The sequence below is a fragment of the Superficieibacter sp. 1612_C1 genome, assembly GCF_015234305.1.
GTDB lineage: Bacteria > Pseudomonadota > Gammaproteobacteria > Enterobacterales > Enterobacteriaceae > Superficieibacter.
This window is the reverse complement of record NZ_JADGMI010000006.1, coordinates 227925-245201: the sequence shown is the minus strand read 5'-3', so window position 1 is coordinate 245201 and position 17277 is coordinate 227925. Positions and strand designations below refer to the sequence as shown.

At 56.2% G+C, this 17277-nt stretch carries 11 protein-coding genes and 3 tRNA genes; 8 read left to right on the top strand and 6 right to left on the bottom strand.

Annotation, left to right across the window (positions count from 1 at the left end; translation table 11 throughout):
• Positions 1 to 2: 2 nt before the first annotated feature.
• From ptrA to recD, 3 genes are read left to right on the top strand one after another with little or no spacing between them, the layout of a single operon-like run.
• Complete coding sequence (gene ptrA, locus INT84_RS20290; protein ID WP_194208249.1) at positions 3 to 2891, top strand: pitrilysin; 2889 nt, start codon at positions 3 to 5, stop codon at positions 2889 to 2891.
• Positions 2888 to 6430 (top strand): exodeoxyribonuclease V subunit beta, encoded by a 3543-nt coding sequence (gene recB, locus INT84_RS20285; RefSeq protein WP_194208248.1) that lies wholly within the window; start codon positions 2888 to 2890, stop codon positions 6428 to 6430. The genes ptrA and recB overlap by 4 nt, the downstream gene beginning before the upstream one ends.
• Positions 6430 to 8268 carry an exodeoxyribonuclease V subunit alpha gene (gene recD, locus INT84_RS20280; RefSeq protein WP_194208247.1) on the top strand — a complete coding sequence of 613 codons (1839 nt, stop codon included), beginning with the start codon at positions 6430 to 6432 and terminating at the stop codon, positions 8266 to 8268. Before recB ends, recD begins: the two co-directional genes overlap by 1 nt.
• A gap of 9 nt (positions 8269 to 8277) precedes the next feature.
• Here recD and argA read toward each other — a convergent pair whose 3' ends face one another.
• Entirely contained in the window at positions 8278 to 9609 is a 1332-nt protein-coding gene (argA, locus tag INT84_RS20275) for an amino-acid N-acetyltransferase (protein ID WP_176920921.1), read from the bottom strand.
• A gap of 228 nt (positions 9610 to 9837) precedes the next feature.
• Between argA and amiC the strand changes: the two genes are divergently transcribed.
• Positions 9838 to 11091: an N-acetylmuramoyl-L-alanine amidase AmiC gene (gene amiC / locus INT84_RS20270; protein WP_194208246.1), complete on the top strand. Its 1254-nt coding sequence runs from the start codon at positions 9838 to 9840 to the stop codon at positions 11089 to 11091.
• A 186-nt stretch (positions 11092 to 11277) separates the two neighbouring features.
• On the opposite strand, the gene INT84_RS20265 is transcribed toward amiC, so the two are convergent.
• The 3 genes from INT84_RS20265 to INT84_RS20255 form a co-directional block, all read right to left on the bottom strand.
• A tRNA-Met gene (locus INT84_RS20265) sits at positions 11278 to 11354 on the bottom strand.
• 47 nt (positions 11355 to 11401) lie between these two features.
• Positions 11402 to 11478: transfer RNA gene (locus INT84_RS20260), tRNA-Met, on the bottom strand.
• A 47-nt stretch (positions 11479 to 11525) separates the two neighbouring features.
• Positions 11526 to 11602 (bottom strand) — tRNA-Met (locus INT84_RS20255).
• Between the two features lie 206 nt (positions 11603 to 11808).
• On the opposite strand from INT84_RS20255, the gene mltA reads away from it, so the two are divergent.
• The gene (gene mltA / locus INT84_RS20250; protein WP_194208245.1) at positions 11809 to 12924 is read left to right on the top strand and encodes a murein transglycosylase A; all 1116 of its coding nucleotides are present in this window, start codon (positions 11809 to 11811) and stop codon (positions 12922 to 12924) included.
• 75 nt (positions 12925 to 12999) lie between these two features.
• Positions 13000 to 13803 carry a tRNA cyclic N6-threonylcarbamoyladenosine(37) synthase TcdA gene (tcdA, locus tag INT84_RS20245; protein WP_194208244.1) on the top strand — a complete coding sequence of 268 codons (804 nt, stop codon included), beginning with the start codon at positions 13000 to 13002 and terminating at the stop codon, positions 13801 to 13803.
• A 130-nt stretch (positions 13804 to 13933) separates the two neighbouring features.
• Here the strand turns inward: tcdA and csdE are convergent, their stop codons facing one another.
• Positions 13934 to 14380 carry a cysteine desulfurase sulfur acceptor subunit CsdE gene (gene csdE / locus INT84_RS20240; RefSeq protein ID WP_194208243.1) on the bottom strand — a complete coding sequence of 149 codons (447 nt, stop codon included), beginning with the start codon at positions 14378 to 14380 and terminating at the stop codon, positions 13934 to 13936.
• Positions 14380 to 15585 (bottom strand): cysteine desulfurase CsdA, encoded by a 1206-nt coding sequence (csdA, locus tag INT84_RS20235; RefSeq protein ID WP_194208242.1) that lies wholly within the window; start codon positions 15583 to 15585, stop codon positions 14380 to 14382. The genes csdE and csdA overlap by 1 nt, the downstream gene beginning before the upstream one ends.
• A gap of 192 nt (positions 15586 to 15777) precedes the next feature.
• On the opposite strand from csdA, the gene INT84_RS20230 reads away from it, so the two are divergent.
• Positions 15778 to 16005 carry a YgdI/YgdR family lipoprotein gene (locus INT84_RS20230; RefSeq protein WP_103675203.1) on the top strand — a complete coding sequence of 76 codons (228 nt, stop codon included), beginning with the start codon at positions 15778 to 15780 and terminating at the stop codon, positions 16003 to 16005.
• Between the two features lie 347 nt (positions 16006 to 16352).
• Entirely contained in the window at positions 16353 to 17270 is a 918-nt protein-coding gene (gene gcvA / locus INT84_RS20225) for a glycine cleavage system transcriptional regulator GcvA (RefSeq protein ID WP_176920917.1), read from the top strand.
• The last annotated feature ends 7 nt before the right edge of the window (positions 17271 to 17277 follow it).

Below are 17277 nucleotides of genomic sequence, written 5' to 3'. Positions count from 1 at the left end.
GAATGCCTATTAGCAGCACCTGGTTAAAAGCATTGGTTGTGTTACTTGCCCTTTGGGTAAATGTCGGTCAGGCAGACACAGGATGGCAGCCGGTACAGGAAACCATCCGTAAAAGCGAAAAAGATCCCCGCCAGTATCAGGCTATCCGCCTTGATAACGGCATGGTGGTTCTGCTGGTTTCTGATGCGCAGGCGGTTAAATCGCTCTCAGCGCTGGTGCTGCCGGTCGGATCCCTTTCCGATCCAGATTCTCATCAGGGCCTTGCGCACTATCTCGAACATATGACGCTGATGGGCTCCAAAAAGTATCCGCAGCCGGACAGCCTCGCAGAATTTTTGAAAATGCATGGCGGCAGCCATAATGCCAGCACCGCGCCGTATCGCACCGCGTACTACCTTGAGGTGGAAAACGACGCGCTGGAAGGGGCTGTCGATCGTCTGGCGGACGCTATCGCCGCCCCGCTGTTGGCGGAGAAATACGCCAGCCGCGAGCGCAACGCCGTGAACGCCGAACTAACTATGGCGCGTTCCCGCGACGGGATGCGTATGGCACAGGTGAGCGCCGAAACCATTAACCCGGCGCACCCCGGTTCACGCTTCTCCGGCGGCAATCTGGAAACCCTGAGCGACAAACCCGGTAATCCGGTGCACAAAGCGCTGGTGGAGTTTCGCGATCGCTATTACTCGTCCAACCTGATGAAAGCCGTGGTCTACAGCAATAAACCGTTGCCGGAGCTGGCGCGGATTGCTGCCGAAACCTATGGCCGGGTGCCGAATAAAAACATTACCCGCCCGGAAGTTACCGTTCCGGTGGTGACCGATGCGCAAAAAGGGTTAATTATTCATTACGTTCCCGCGCTGCCGCGTAAAGTGCTGCGCGTGGAATTCCGCATTGATAACAATACCGCCCAGTTCCGCAGCAAAACCGATGAGCTGGTGACATATCTGATTGGCAACCGTAGTCCCGGCACACTGTCCGACTGGCTACAGCAGAAGGGGCTGGTCGAAAGCATTCGCGCGGATTCTGACCCCATCGTTAACGGTAACAGCGGCGTGCTGGCCATTTCCGCTACGCTGACGGATAAAGGCCTGGCGCACCGTGATGAAGTGGTTGCCGCCATTTTCAGCTATCTCAATCTGCTGCGTGATAAAGGCGTGGATAAACGCTATTTCAATGAGCTGGCGCACGTGCTGGATCTTGATTTCCGCTATCCGTCGATCACCCGCGATATGAGCTACGTGGAGTGGCTGGCCGACACCATGATCCGCGTGCCGGTTGAACATACGCTCGATGCGGTAAACATTGCCGATAAGTACGATCCTGAGGCCGTGAAAGCGCGTCTGGCGATGATGACGCCGCAAAATGCGCGCATCTGGTATATCAGCCCGAACGAGCCGCATAATAAAACGGCCTATTTCGTTAATGCGCCTTATCAGGTCGATAAAATCGGTGACAAGACTTTCGCTGAGTGGCAGCAAAAAGCCAGCGCCATTGCGCTTAAGCTACCGGAGCTGAACCCCTATATCCCTGATGATTTCACCCTGATCAAGTCGGATAAGCAGTACAAACATCCGGAGCTTATCGTCGATGAGCCGGGGCTGCGCGTGCTGTATATGCCGAGCCGCTACTTTGCCAGCGAGCCGAAAGCCGACGTGTCGGTGGTGCTGCGTAATCCTCAGGCCATGGACAGCGCCCGCAATCAGGTAATGTTCGCCCTGAACGACTATCTGGCAGGCATCGCACTGGATCAGCTAAGCAATCAGGCATCAGTCGGCGGCATTAGTTTTTCCACCAATGCCAACAATGGTCTGATGGTGAATGCTGATGGTTATACGCAGCGGTTGCCGAAGCTCTTCGAAACGCTGCTCGACGGCTATTTCAGCTTTACGCCAACCGAGGAGCAGCTTGAACAGGCGAAATCCTGGTATACGCAAATGATGGATTCGGCTGAGAAAGGTAAGGCGTATGAACAGGCGATTATGCCGGTACAGATGCTGTCGCAGGTGCCGTACTTCCAGCGTGAGGAGCGGCGCGCGCTGCTGCCGTCCATCACTCTGAAAGAGATCATGGATTACCGTGAAAAACTGAAAAAAGGCGCGCGTCCGGAGTTCCTGATCCTCGGTAATCTCTCTGTCGATCAGGCAAAAACGCTGGCGCATCAGGTGCAGAAACAGCTCGGCACCCAGGGTAACGAGTGGTGCCGCAACAAAGAAGTGGTGGTCGATAAAGCGCAGTCGGTGATGTTTGAAAAAGCGGGCAGTAGCACCGACTCCGCGCTGGGCGCGGTGTTTGTTCCGGCGAACGTTGACGAATACAGTAGCGCTGCCGCCAGTGCATTGTTAGGGCAGATCGTGCAACCGTGGTTCTACAGCCAGCTGCGTACTGAAGAACAGCTTGGCTACGCGGTGTTTGCCTTCCCGATGAGCGTCGGACGCCAGTGGGGGATGGGATTCCTGCTGCAAAGCAACGACAAGCAGCCCTCGTACCTGTGGGATCGTTATAAAGCGTTCTTCCCGACCGCAGAAGAAAAACTGCGGGCCATGAAGCCGGAAGAGTTTGCGCAGATCCAGCAGGCGGTAGTGGCGCAGATGCGCGAAGCGCCGCAAACGCTGGATGAAGAAGCCTCGAAGCTCAGCAAAGATTTCGATCGCGGCAACCTGAGCTTTGACTCGCGGGAAAAAATTATTGCTCAGGTCAACATGCTGACGCCGCAAAAATTAGCCGATTTCTTTCATCAAACGGTGGTGAAGCCGCAGGGTATGGCGATATTATCTCAGGTTTCGGGTAGCCAAAGCGGAAAAGCAGAATATGCCCGTTCCGACGGCTGGAAAACCTGGGAGAGCGTCAGTGCGCTACAGCAATCCCTGCCTTTGTTGAGAGAGAATGAATGACCGATACCGCTGAGAACCTTGATCCGCTGCGCCTGCCGCTTATCGGTGAGCGCCTGATTGAAGCCTCAGCGGGTACCGGAAAAACCTTCACTATCGCCGCTCTGTACCTGCGACTCCTGCTGGGACTGGGCGGCGAATCTGCTTTTCCCCGGCCGGTTAACGTCGAGGAACTGCTGGTCGTTACCTTCACCGAAGCCGCCACCGAAGAACTTCGCGGGCGTATTCGCAGCAATATTCACGAATTGCGCATTGCCTGCCTGCGTGAAACCACCGACAACCCGCTTTATGCCAGCCTGCTGGCAGAAATTGCCGATAAGCAGCAGGCGGCTGACGTCCTGTTGCTGGCAGAACGGCAGATGGACGAGGCGGCGGTGTTTACCATTCACGGTTTTTGCCAGCGGATGCTCAGCCTTAACGCCTTTGAATCCGGGATGCTTTTCGAACAGCAATTGATCGAAGATGAATCGTTGTTGCGTTACCAGGCCTGTGCTGATTTCTGGCGGCGTCACTGCTATCCGCTGACGCGCGATATCGCCCAGGTGATCCACGCCTCATGGAAAGGGCCGCGCGAACTGCTGGCATCCATCGATCGTTATCTTCAGGGCGAAGCGCCAAAAATTAAAACCCCGCCGGGCCAGGAGGAAACGCTACTCGTTCGTCATCAGCAGATCCTCGAGCGGATCACGGCGATCAAAACGCAGTGGCGCGAGACGGTGGCAGAGCTGGAAGGCATTCTGGAAAACTCCGGCATCGACAGGCGCAAATTCAACCGTGGCAACCAGGGGAAGTGGATCGACAAGATCACCGCCTGGGCGGAGGAAGAGACCACTACCTACCAGTTGCCCGACGCGCTGGAAAAATTTACCCAGTCGTTTTTGCGTGAGCGCACCAAACCGGATGGTGTGGTGCCCGAACATCCGTTATTTGACGCCATTGAAACATTGCTGGGCGGTACGCTGACGCTCGATGATTTAGTGATTGCTCAGGCGATGGTGGAGATCCGCGAGACGGTGGCGCGGGAAAAACGCCGTCGGGGCGAACTGGGCTTTGACGATATGATCGGACGTCTGGCGACGGCGCTGTACAGCGAAAGCGGCGAGGCGCTGGCCGCTGCGATCCGCCAGCGTTTTCCGGTCGCCATGATCGATGAATTCCAGGACACCGATCCGCAGCAGTACCGTATTTTTCGCCGCATCTGGCGACAGCAGCCTGACACGGCCCTGTTGCTGATTGGCGATCCGAAACAGGCGATTTATGCGTTCCGTGGTGCGGATATTTTCACCTACATGAAAGCCAGAGGCGACGTCAGCGCCCACTACACGCTCGGCACCAACTGGCGGTCCGCGCCGGGAATGGTGGAGAGCGTTAACCGGCTCTTCAGCCTGACCGATAACCCGTTTATGTTCCGCGACATCCCGTTTAAGCCGGTCAAGGCCGCCGCGAAAAATCAGGGCCTGCGGTTTGAGCTGAACGGTGCGATACAGCCCGCAATGAACCTCTGGCTGATGCCGGGCGAAGGCGTTGGCGCGGGGGATTATCAAACCACCATGGCGCAACTCTGTGCGGCGCAAATCCGCGACTGGCTGATTGCGGGCCAGCAATCGCGTGCGGTGTTGTGGCGCGGCGAGATCTCGCGCCCGGTGCGCGCCTCGGACATTACCGTGCTGGTGCGCAGTCGCCAGGAGGCAGCGCTGATCCGCGATGCGCTTAACGTGCTGGCAATCCCCTCAGTCTATCTCTCCAACCGCGACAGCGTATTTGAAACCCCGGAGGCGCAGGAGCTGCTGTGGCTGCTTCAGGCGGTGCTGGCACCCGAGCGGGAAAATGCCCTGCGCAGCGCGCTGGCGACTGCGATGCTGGGACTGAACGCGCAGGATATCGAGCGGCTCAATCTGGATGAGCACGCCTGGGATGCGGTCGTCGAAGAGTTCACTGCCTACCGCCAGCAATGGCAATTGCGCGGCGTGATGCCAATGCTGCGCACGTTAATGTCCCAGCGCAATATCGCCGAGAATCTGCTGGCAACCCCCGGCGGCGAGCGACGCCTGACCGACATCCTGCACATCAGCGAACTGTTGCAGGAGGCGGGGACGCAGCTGGAAAGCGAATATGCCCTGGTGCGCTGGCTGGCACAGCATATTGCCGAACCAGACACCAATGCCTCCAGTCAGCAGATGCGTCTGGAAAGCGATAAGCATCTGGTGCAGATCGTGACGATCCACAAGTCAAAAGGGCTGGAGTATCCGCTGGTATGGCTGCCGTTTATCGCGCGCTATCGCAAGCAGGAACAGGCGTTTTATCACGATCGCACCTCGTTTGAGGCGGTGCTCGATCTTAATCACAGCGATGAGAGTCTGGAGCTGGCGGAGGCTGAACGTCTGGCGGAGGACCTGCGCCTGCTGTACGTCGCGCTCACCCGGGCAATCTGGCATTGCAGCCTGGGTATTGCGCCGTTAACCAGCCGGCGGAGTGATAAACCCGGAGAAACCGATCTTCATCACAGCGCGCTGGGCCGTCTGATCCAGAAAGGCGAGGCCAGGGATGCCGCCGGGCTGAGCGCCTGCCTGCATGAGCTTTGCAACGAGGATATTGCGCTTCGTTCGCCCGATGCGCCGGATAATAGCCGCTGGCAGGCTCCGCAACCCCCGCAGGATGCGCTTGCCGCGCGTCTGGTCCGCCGCAGAATGGCGGATGAGTGGCGCGTGACAAGCTACTCCGGCCTGCAACAGCGCGGGCACAGCGTGGCGCAGGATCTTCTGCCTCGGCTGGATATCGACGCGGCGGGCGTGGGCGAAATCATTGATGAACCAGCGCTGACGCCGCACCAGTTTCCACGCGGTGCATCGCCGGGAACCTTTCTGCACAGCCTGTTTGAAGATCTCGATTTTACCCGTCCCGTAGAGAGTGAATGGGTGCGGGAAAAACTCCAGCTGGCGGGTTTTGACGAGCAGTGGGAGCCGGTGCTGACGGCGTGGATCGCGACCATTCTCGCTGCGCCGTTAACGCCAGAGGGCATTTCGCTCAGCCAGCTTACGGCAAAAGAGAAACAGGTGGAGCTGGAGTTCTATTTGCCTATCAATCAAACGCTCGACGCGCCGACGCTGGATGCGCAGATGCGGCGTTTTGATCCGCTCTCCGCAGGTTGTCCGCCGCTGGACTTCCGTCAGGTGCGCGGTATGCTCAAAGGGTTTATCGATTTAGTGTTTCGCCACAACGGGCGTTACTACCTGCTGGATTACAAATCCAACTGGCTCGGCGAGAGTAGCGAAGCCTATACGCAGGAGGCGATGGCGCAGGCGATGCAGGCGCATCGCTACGATCTGCAATATCAGCTCTATAGCCTGGCGCTGCACCGCTTCCTGCGTCACCGGCTGGCAGACTATGATTATGAACGCCATTTTGGCGGCGTTATTTATCTCTTTTTACGCGGTATTGATGGTCAGGATCCGCAGCAGGGTATTTTTACCACCCGGCCCGATCCGCAACTTATCAACGCGCTTGATGACCTGTTCGCCGGAGAAAAAGAGGAGATGGCGTAATGCATTTACAGAGACTTTTACTGGATGCCGTCGCGCACAAACTCCTGCGTCCGCTGGATGTGCAGTTTGCCATTATGGTGGCGGAGCGCGAGCATCCGGCGGTCATGCTGGCGGCCGCTGTCCTCAGCCGTGACGCGGGTGAGGGACACGTCTGCCTGCCGCTGTCACGGCTTGCACCGGATGAGCGTTTGTCCGGCAAAGCCCGCGAGCTGTGGACGCAGCTTTTCACCTGTGCCGACGTCCCCGAAGACTGGGCCGCGCTGTTAGCAACGTCGGCGGCGGTCAGCACGGGCGACGATCCCGCGCCGATGATTCTTCGCGGCGAGCGGCTGTACCTTAACCGCATGTGGCGTAATGAACTCAGTGTTGCCCGCTTTTTTAGCGAACAAAATCAGCCGATGGCGGTGGATGAAGCACAGCTGGCTGAGATCCTGAATGCGCTGTTTCCGCCGTCTGACGAGGTGGACTGGCAAAAAGTGGCGGCGGCAGTGGCGCTGACCCGGCGTATCTCTGTGATTTCTGGCGGTCCCGGTACCGGTAAAACGACTACGGTGGCAAAACTGCTGGCGGCGCTGGTACAGATGTCGCCCGACGAGAAATGCCGCATCCGCCTCGCGGCTCCGACCGGTAAAGCGGCGGCCCGGCTGACTGAATCGCTCGGATCGGCACTGCGTCGGCTGCCGCTGACCGACTTGCAAAAAGCCCTGCTGCCCACCGAGGCCAGTACGCTGCATCGCTTGCTCGGCGCACAGCCTGGCAGTCAGCGGATGCGTTATCACGCGGGCAACCCGCTGCATCTGGACGTGCTGGTAGTGGATGAAGCGTCAATGATTGATCTGCCGATGATGTCGCGCCTGATTGATGCATTACCCGCGCACGGGCGGATTATTTTCCTCGGCGATCGCGATCAGCTGGCCTCGGTCGAAGCGGGCGCGGTGCTGGGAGATATCTGCGCCTGGGTTAATGGCGGCTACACGCCCACCCGCGCGGCTGAACTTTCGCGGCTGACGGGTGCGACGGTGCCGGCGGGTAACGCGAGCGGTGCGGGTGCACTGCGCGACAGCTTATGCCTGCTGCAAAAAAGCTACCGTTTTGGCAGCCATTCCGGCATCGGCCAGCTGGCGAGTGCGGTCAACTGCGGTGATAAACGCTCGTTGAAAACCGTCTGCACCCAGGGCTTTGAAGATATCGCCCTTAAGCCATTGCGCACCCAGGAAGAATATCAGGCCATGCTGGAGGACGCGTTAAACGGCTATACGCACTATCTGACCCTGCTGCGTGAACATGCTGAGCCGGACGCGGTGCTGGCAGCATTCAGCGAATTTCAGCTGCTCTGCGCATTACGTGAAGGGCCATATGGCGTAAGCGGACTCAATGTGCAGCTTGAGCAGACGCTGGCACGTAAGCGGCATGTGTCTTTACCGCGTCACTCCCGCTGGTATCAGGGGCGTCCTGTGATGATTGCACGCAACGACAGCGCGCTGGGACTGTTTAATGGCGATATCGGCGTGGCGCTGGAGGGCGAGCAGGGGATGCGCGTCTGGTTCCCGATGCCCGATGGCACGGTCAAATCCTTCCATCCGGGTCGCCTGCCGGAACATGATACTGCCTGGGCGATGACCGTCCATAAATCTCAGGGATCGGAATTCGACCACGCGGCGCTGATCCTGCCCGCGCAAAGCGTCCCGTTAGTCACTCGCGAACTGGTTTACACTGCCATCACCCGCGCTCGTCAGCGTCTGTCGCTGTATGCGGACGACAAACTGCTGGCGCAGGCCGTCGTCACCCGCACCGAACGGCGCAGCGGGCTGACGGCCTTCTTTGAGGCGATACGTTAATCTCCGGGATCAGGCGAGATCGGCCATCAGCACTTTTGAGCGGCGCTGATAGTTGTACATCTCTTTCTTACTCTCCGGCAGCAGATCGATATCCACTGGCGTAAAGCCACGCTCCTGAAACCAGTGGATACTGCGGGTGGTTAACACAAACAGCTTATCGAGGCCCATCTGTCTGGCCTGAGAGGCGACTCTGTCGAGCAGCACTTCGCCGCGCGAGGAGCTACGGTAGTCCGGATGCACCGCCACGCACGCCATCTCGCCGATCCTTTCTTCCGGGAACGGGTAGAGGGCGGCACAGGCGATGGTCAGGTTATCGCGCTGGATAATCGTAAATTTGTCGATCTCCATCTCCAACTGTTCACGGGAGCGGCGCACCAGGATGCCCTGCTGTTCCAGCGGGCGGATTAACTCCAGAATGCCGCCAATATCATTAATGGTGGCGCGGCGGATCTGCTCGGCGCTCTCCATCACGATTTGGGTGCCGATACCGTCACGCGAGAATAGCTCCTGCAACAGCGCGCCGTTTTCCTGGTAGCTGATCAGATGGCTGCGGCGCACGCCGCTGCGGCAGGCTTTCAGCGCGCCACGCAGGAAACGCACGGTGCCGGAGTAGTAATCCCCCTCGGCTTCCAGCGTTTCTACCCGCGCCTGCGCTTCGTTGGGGAACAGTTCAGAAATAATCTCTCCCGCCTCGTTGTACACCCCCTGAGAGGAGCAAAAGCCGATCATCTTTTCAGCCTTCAGTTTGATCGCCAGTTGCGTGGCGATCTCTTCCGAGGTCAGGTTAAAACTCTCCCCGGTGACGGAGACAGCGACCGGTCCCATCAGTACGATGGCACCGCTGTCCAGCTGGCGATGAATCGCTTCTTCATCAATACGGCGAATGCGACCGCTATGGCAATAATCCACGCCGTCATCCACGCCCAGCGGCTGAGCAATGATGAAGTTACCGCTGACCACATTGATATGCGCGCCCTGAAGCGGCGTGTTGTTAAGGCTCATGGAGAGGCGAGCGGTGATATCCAGTTGCAACAGCCCCGCCGCCTGCTTGACCAGTTCCAGCGTTTTAGCATCGGTCACCCGGGTATTCTTATGGTATACCGGTTCATGATGATGCGCGGCCAGGTTAGCATCAATTTGCGGGCGCGCACCGTAGACCAGCACCAGGCGAATGCCGAGACTATGCAGCAGGCCAATGTCATTAACAATGCTGGAGAAATTCTCGTGCTCGATGGCTTCACCGCCCAGCATTATGACGAACGTCTTGCCCCGATGCGCGTTAATATAGGGCACTGAATGGCGAAATCCCTCTACCAGTTCGGTTCTACGCTCCTTCACCACGGCAACTTCCTCAATGAATTATTATTCGAAATTAGTGTATTTTTATTCTGTTTTTCCCTTCAGCGCAAGTCAAAATCAGCCTGCGAGTTAGAAATTTCTCAAGCGAAACGCGGTCTGAAAAAGAATGTTTACCCTTTTAGGGGTGACAGCGTATGCGCCATTGGTTAAAGTTTTCGGTCAATTTGGATGTTTTTATAAACAGTTACGATAATTTTGCCTGGGAATTGCATGTCGGGAAGCAAATCAGCACTAAGCCGCCGTCGTTTACTACAGGGCGCAGGGGCCATGTGGTTATTAAGCGTAAGCCAGACCAGTTTCGCTGCCGTGAGTCAGGTTGTGGCGGTGCGCGTCTGGCCTGCGTCGACCTATACGCGCGTAACGATCGAATCCAATAAAATGCTAAAGTACCGCCAGTTTGCGTTAAGCAATCCCGAAAGGCTGGTGGTCGATCTGGAAGGCGTTAATTTGAATTCGGTGCTGAAGGGCATGAGTGCCCAGATCAGCAGTAACGATCCGTTTATTCAGTCTGCACGCGTAGGGCAATTTGATCCGCAAACCGTGCGGATGGTGTTTGAACTCAAGCAAAATATTAAACCGCAGCTGTTCGCGCTGGCACCGGTGGCTGGTTTTAAAGAGCGCCTGGTGATGGATCTCTATCCGGCAAACGCGCAGGACATTCAGGATCCGCTGCTGGCGCTGCTGGAGGATTACAATAAGGGCGATCTGGAGAAACAGGTGCCGCCAGCGCAAAGCGGTCCGCAGCCGGGCAAGGCCGGGAGGGACAGGCCGATTGTGATTATGCTCGATCCCGGACACGGAGGCGAAGACTCCGGCGCGGTAGGGAAATACCGTACCCGGGAAAAAGACGTGGTGCTGCAAATCGCCCGTCGCCTGCGTGCGCTGATCGAGAAAGAAGGCAATATGAAAGCCTTTATGACGCGCAATGAAGACGTCTTTATTCCGCTGAAAGTCCGCGTGGCAAAAGCCCAGAAGCAGCGCGCCGACCTTTTTGTCTCTATCCACGCTGACGCTTTCACCAGCCGTCAGCCGAGCGGCTCCTCGGTATTTGCGCTGTCAACGAAAGGCGCAACCAGTACCGCCGCCAAATACCTTGCCCGGACGCAGAACGCCGCCGACTTAATCGGTGGCGTAAGCAAAAGCGGCGACCGCTACCTCGACCATACCATGTTCGATATGGTGCAGTCCCTGACCATCAACGACAGCCTCAAGTTTGGCAAAGAGGTACTGAATAAGCTCGGCAAGGTCAATAACCTGCATAAGAACAGCGTCGAACAGGCGGGCTTTGCGGTGCTCAAAGCGCCGGATATCCCGTCGATTCTGGTGGAGACCGCGTTTATCAGTAATATCGAAGAAGAGCGTAAGCTGAAAACGGCGGCATTCCAGCAGGAGGTGGCTGAATCTATTCTGGCCGGGATTAAAGCTTATTTTGCGGACGGGGCGACGCTGGCGCGGAGAGGGTAAACGTCTGGCAGTATTCATAACCGCCTGACGCCTTGATATAGCAGATAGTGTAGGTCGGGTAAGGCGAAGCCGCCACCCGGCAAAGCGAGGGCAATACTGCTGTTCATAAACAACAGACGTAAAAAAACCGCAGGCTGAATCAGCGTTGCGGCTTCATGATCTTCACATTGTCGGACGCGTAAATATTGGTTGCGGGGGCCGGATTTGAACCGACGACCTTCGGGTTATGAGCCCGACGAGCTACCAGGCTGCTCCACCCCGCGTCCGTCTGTTACTTATCAGTTAAGTAACGCTTTACTGCACAATGTGTTGGTTGCGGGGGCCAGATTTGAACTGACGACCTTCGGGTTATGAGCCCGACGAGCTACCAGGCTGCTCCACCCCGCGTCCGTCTGTTACTCTTCCATCGAGTAACGTCTTTCTTCACATTGTATTGGTTGCGGGGGCCAGATTTGAACTGACGACCTTCGGGTTATGAGCCCGACGAGCTACCAGGCTGCTCCACCCCGCGTCCGTGGAAGCGCACTATACTCTGCTGCCGTTTTCATGCAACCCTTTTTTTAACCAGATCATAAATTTGATGAGTATGTGGATAAAAACAGCGCAAAGCGGTTCGTTTTTTGCACGGAATTTGTATCAGGGTGCGTATGCGCATTTCAATAGGTTCAGGGGTTTGTTATCTTCATTCGGCATTCAGGTAACTAAAAGATGAGAACAATGAAAGGACGTTGGGCAAAATATCTTCTGACGGGGGCGGTGGTGACTATGCTAGCCGCGTGTTCTTCAAAACCCACCGATCGCGGTCAACAGTATGAAGACGGAAAGTTTACCCAGCCGTTCTCTCTGGTAAACCAGCCTGATGCGGTCGGCGCTCCGATTAATGCGGGTGACTTTTCCGAGCAGGTTAGTCAGATCCGCAGCGCTTCGCCGCGTCTCTATGGTTCCCAGAGCAATATTTATAATGCCGTGCAGGACTGGTTACGCGCTGGCGGCGATACCCGCACCATGCGCCAGTTTGGTATTGACGCCTGGCAGATGGAAGGGGCCGATCACTACGGCAACGTGCAGTTTACCGGCTACTACACGCCAGTGGTGCAGGCACGACATACCCCTCAGGGCGAGTTTCGCTATCCTATCTACCGTATGCCGCCGAAACGCGGAAAACTGCCGTCGCGCGCGAGCATCTATGCGGGCGGCCTGAGCGACAGCTATGTTCTGGCCTACAGCAACTCGCTGATGGACAATTTCATCATGGACGTGCAGGGCAGCGGGTACATCGACTTTGGCGACGGCTCACCCCTGAACTTCTTTAGTTATGCCGGTAAAAACGGCTGGCCTTATCGCAGCATCGGCAAGGTGCTGATCGACCGCGGCGAGGTGAAGCGCGAAGACATGTCAATGCAGGCCATCCGCCACTGGGGAGAAACCCACAGCGAGGCTGAAGTGCAGGAACTGCTTGAGCAGAACCCGTCGTTCGTCTTCTTTAAACCGCAGTCGTATGCGCCGGTGAAAGGGGCCAGCGCGGTGCCGCTGATTGGTCGTGCTTCTGTGGCCTCCGACCGCAGCATTATTCCGGCGGGTACCACGCTGCTGGCGGAAGTGCCGCTGCTGGATAACAACGGCAAGTTTAACGGCCAGTATGAGTTACGTCTGATGGTGGCACTGGATGTGGGCGGCGCAATCAAAGGTCAGCACTTTGATATTTATCAGGGCATCGGGTCAGATGCTGGTCATCGCGCGGGCTGGTACAATCACTATGGCCGCGTTTGGGTGCTGAAAAGCGCGCTAGGTGCAGGCGGTGGCCTGACATCAGGTAACGTATTTAGTGGCTAGCCCTTCTCACCCTCTTCCGGTGGGGAGGGGGTGAACCATGACTCCGCAGTTTATGTTTTTACATTCCGAGGTTTTATGTCTGTAGTAATCAGCGATGCCTGGCGTCAACGTTTCGGCGGCACCGCACGTTTATATGGTGAGCAGGCGCTCCAGCTTTTTGCTGACGCGCATTTTTGCGTGGTGGGCATTGGCGGCGTCGGATCCTGGGTGGCTGAGGCACTGGCACGCACCGGCATCGGCGCGATCACCCTGATTGATATGGATGACGTCTGTGTCACCAACACCAACCGACAAATCCATGCGCTGCGGGAAACGGTGGGCGTGGCAAAAGCGGAGGTGATGGCTGAGCGAATTCGACAGATTAACCCGGAATGCCGGGTAACCGTCATTGATGATTTTGTGACGGCGGATAACGTCGCAGGCTATATGAATCAGGGCTATAGCTATGTGATTGATGCCATCGACAGCGTGCGTCCAAAAGCCGCGCTAATTGCCTTTTGTCGACGCAATAAAATTCCGCTGGTCACCACCGGCGGCGCGGGCGGACAGATCGACCCGACACAAATTCAGGTCAGCGATCTGGCGAAAACCATTCAGGATCCGCTGGCGGCAAAATTGCGCGAGCGGCTGAAAAGCGATTTTGGGGTAGTGAAAAACAGCAAAGGTAAGCTTGGCGTGGACTGCGTATTTTCTACCGAAGCGCTGGTTTATCCACAGTCGGATGGGTCAGTCTGCGCGATGAAAAGCACGGCTGAAGGGCCAAAGCGGATGGATTGCGCCTCAGGTTTTGGTGCCGCAACGATGGTGACGGCGACGTTTGGCTTTATCGCCGTTTCGCATGCGTTGAAGAAGATGATGGCGAAAGCCGCACGGCAGTGATGATTTTGCCGGGTGGCGGTTGCGCCTTCCCCGTCCTGGTAAAATCTACAATATCAATGGCATAGCATTACTTGTAGGCCCGGCAAGCGCAGCGCCGCCGGGCAGGTAGCGCACCATTAGCATCGTAAGGTTACTCAACGCTCAATGCGGCGGCGCGTACCGCTTCGCTAAGCGCATTCAACCCCTGATTACGCGAGGCGCTGAGCTGGCTGCGTAAGCCCAGTTCATCAAACAGCGCCAGCGGATCCCCCGCCAGCAGTTCGGCGGCGTGTTTTCCCTCTGAGGCGGTCAGTAACACTGCCAGCAGCCCGCGCACGATGCGGCCTTCGCTGTCACCGAAGAAGTGCAGTTTCCCTTCCGGCGATACGGTGTAACCCAGCCAGACGCGATTCTCACAGCCGGGAATTTCCCGCGCCTGCGCTTTAAGATCGTCCGGCAGCGCGGGAAGCTGTTTTCCCAGCAGAATTAACTGCCGGTATTTCTCTTCCCACTGCGTCAGCGGCAAAAAGGTAGTTTTCAACGTCTCTTCGGTTATCGTGACGCCAAAAGGGTGTCCGGCAAAAGCAGGGCTAGTCATCAATCCCCCAGAATTTCAAGCGCACGGTCAACGGCGTTAACCAGTGCAGTAACATCGTTTTGCGTATTATAGGGCGCAAATGAGACCCTCAGGGTGCCGTCAACACCGAGCGCCGCCAGCAGCGGCTGGGCGCAGTGTTGGCCGGCGCGCAGCGCAATGCCATATCCTGCCAGCAGCGTCACCATATCGCTATGATGAATGCCAGCAAAGTTAAAGGCCAGCAGGCTGGAATCCTGCACGCGGAAGGAGGTAAAGCCTGGACGTTTTGCCAGCGCATCTTCGGCAAGCGTTGCCAGTCCACGACTCCAGCTTTCTGCCTGGGCGATATCCGTCCCTTCCAGCCACTCCAGCGCGGCGCTTAGTCCAATGACGCCTGCCACGTTGGGGGTTCCGGCTTCAAGGCGATAAGGCACCGGCTGGGTTTTATAGCCAGCAAAGCTGACCTCGACAATCATCTTACCGCCGCCCAACCACGGCGACATGCTCTCCAGCAACTCACTTTTGCCATACAGTGCGCCAATGCCGTTGGGCCCGTAGAGTTTATGGCCGGAGAAGGCATAAAAATCGATATCCAGCTTCTGCACATCGGCCGGAAAGTGAACCGCACCCTGCGCGCCATCGACCATTACCACCATCCCTGCGCCGTGAGCAATGCCGATGGCTTTCGCCAGATCCGGACAGCCGCCGGTGACGTTCGACATCTGTCCCAGCGCCAGAATACGGCTGCGCGGAGTAATGATTTCCGCTAAACGCGCCACGTCAGGCAGGTGGTCCGCGCCAAGCGGCAATCTGACCACCTTTGCGCCGGTCTGCTCGGCAACCATCAGCCAGGGAACAAAATTGGCATGATGCTCTGCTTCGCTGACAATGATTTCATCACCAGGCTTCAGGCGCGGGCGAGCATAGCACTGGGCCACCATGTTAATGGCTTCGGTCGTTCCACGGGTCCAGATGATATCTCTGCCCGACGGCGCATTAAGCAGGCGCGCAACCCGATCGCGCGCGGCCTCATAACGCTCGGTCAGACGCTGGGCTTCAGCGAACTGACTGCGATGCACGTTCCCTGCGCTCAGACTATAAAACTGCTGCGTGGCATCAATAACCGCCTGCGGTTTTAGCGCGGTCGCTGCGCTATCAAGGTACACGCCTGCATCGGCCAGCGCCGGAAATTGTGCGCGAAATTGCGCAGGATTGAACGTATTCATGGCATTCCTCATCGTAAGACCGGGATCGTCGCGCAATTCACTTCCCGGCGCAAGCATGTTGAAAACCATCAGAATTGTCCTGTAATCCTGGCAGGTTTTTCATGGTGAGTTATGCTGATAACTGTTAGGTGAATGTTTAAGCCTGTTACCAAATGATGGTTCTATAGCATGAATTGCTAAAAGGAGAAGAAGATGAAAAAGACTGCCGCAATTATTTCTGCCTGTATGCTGACATTTGCTCTGAGCGCCTGTTCTGGTCCGAACTACGTGATGCATACCAATGATGGCCGGACTATCGTTTCTGACGGGAAACCTGTCACCGATAATGATACCGGGATGATCTCCTATAAAGATGCCAACGGTAACAAACAGCAGATTAACCGCTCTGACGTGAAAGAGATGGTGGCGCTGGAGAAATAAGCCAGAATTCAGGCAAAAAAAAGCACCGCAATTTGCGGTGCTACATTAATCACTATGGACAGACAGGGTAAATGTACAGGAAGTGAAAAGGGTAGCCTGGCTACCGTGGTCTGAAGAGCAGACCAAATGCAAACACAACAACACAACATCACAACCGTAAGCCAAAAGTTCATCAGAACACGCATTCCAATAAAACTTTTCGTTCCGGCTCAGGAAGTGCGGCCACTATAGGTATTTGCTGGTAGAAGCTCAACGGACAAATTATAATGGCTCAGATAAAAAAAACTAATAGGTAGCGTCCTGTTTCCTGTTTGTTAATTTGCATTAACATTTGAGCCAGAATCACTATGTCAAAGCGATTACCCCCTCTGAATGCATTACGTGTATTTGATGCTGCCGCGCGTCATTTAAGCTTCACTCGCGCCGCCGATGAGCTTTTTGTGACCCAGGCCGCAGTCAGTCATCAAATCAAGTCCCTCGAGGATTTCCTGGGGTTAAAGCTCTTTCGCCGACGCAATCGATCGCTTTTGTTGACCGAGGAAGGCCAGAGCTATTTCCAGGATATAAAAGAGATATTTTCGCAATTAACCGACGCAACACGTAAACTGCAATCACGCAGCGCCAAAGGGGCGCTGACGGTCAGTTTATTACCCAGTTTCGCTATTCACTGGCTGGTTCCCCGACTTTCAAGCTTTAACTCAGCTTATCCGGGAATTGACGTCAGAATTCAGGCGGTAGATCGTGAAGAGGATAAACTGGCGGATGATGTCGACGTGGCCATTTTTTATGGCCGTGGCAACTGGCCTGGCCTGCGCGTTGAAAAACTGTATGCAGAATATTTACTCCCGATCTGTGCACCGGTATTGCTAACCGGCGATAAGGCGTTGAAGACACCGGCAGATTTAGCGCAACATACGCTATTGCACGATGCCTCCCGCCGCGACTGGCAAACCTATACCCGCCAACTCGGGCTTAATCATATTAATGTGCAGCAGGGACCTATTTTCAGCCACAGCGCCATGGTGTTGCAGGCGGCAATTCACGGGCAGGGTATTGCTTTAGCCAATAATGTGATGGCCCAGTCCGAAATTGAGGCTGGCCGTCTGGTGTGCCCTTTTAATGATGTTCTGGTCAGTAAGAATGCGTTTTATCTGGTTTGTCATGACAGCCAGGCAGAACTGGGTAAAATAGCCGCCTTTCGTCAGTGGATCCTGGCGAAAGCGGCAAGCGAGCAAGAAAAATTCCGCTTCCGTTACGAACAATAAATAACTG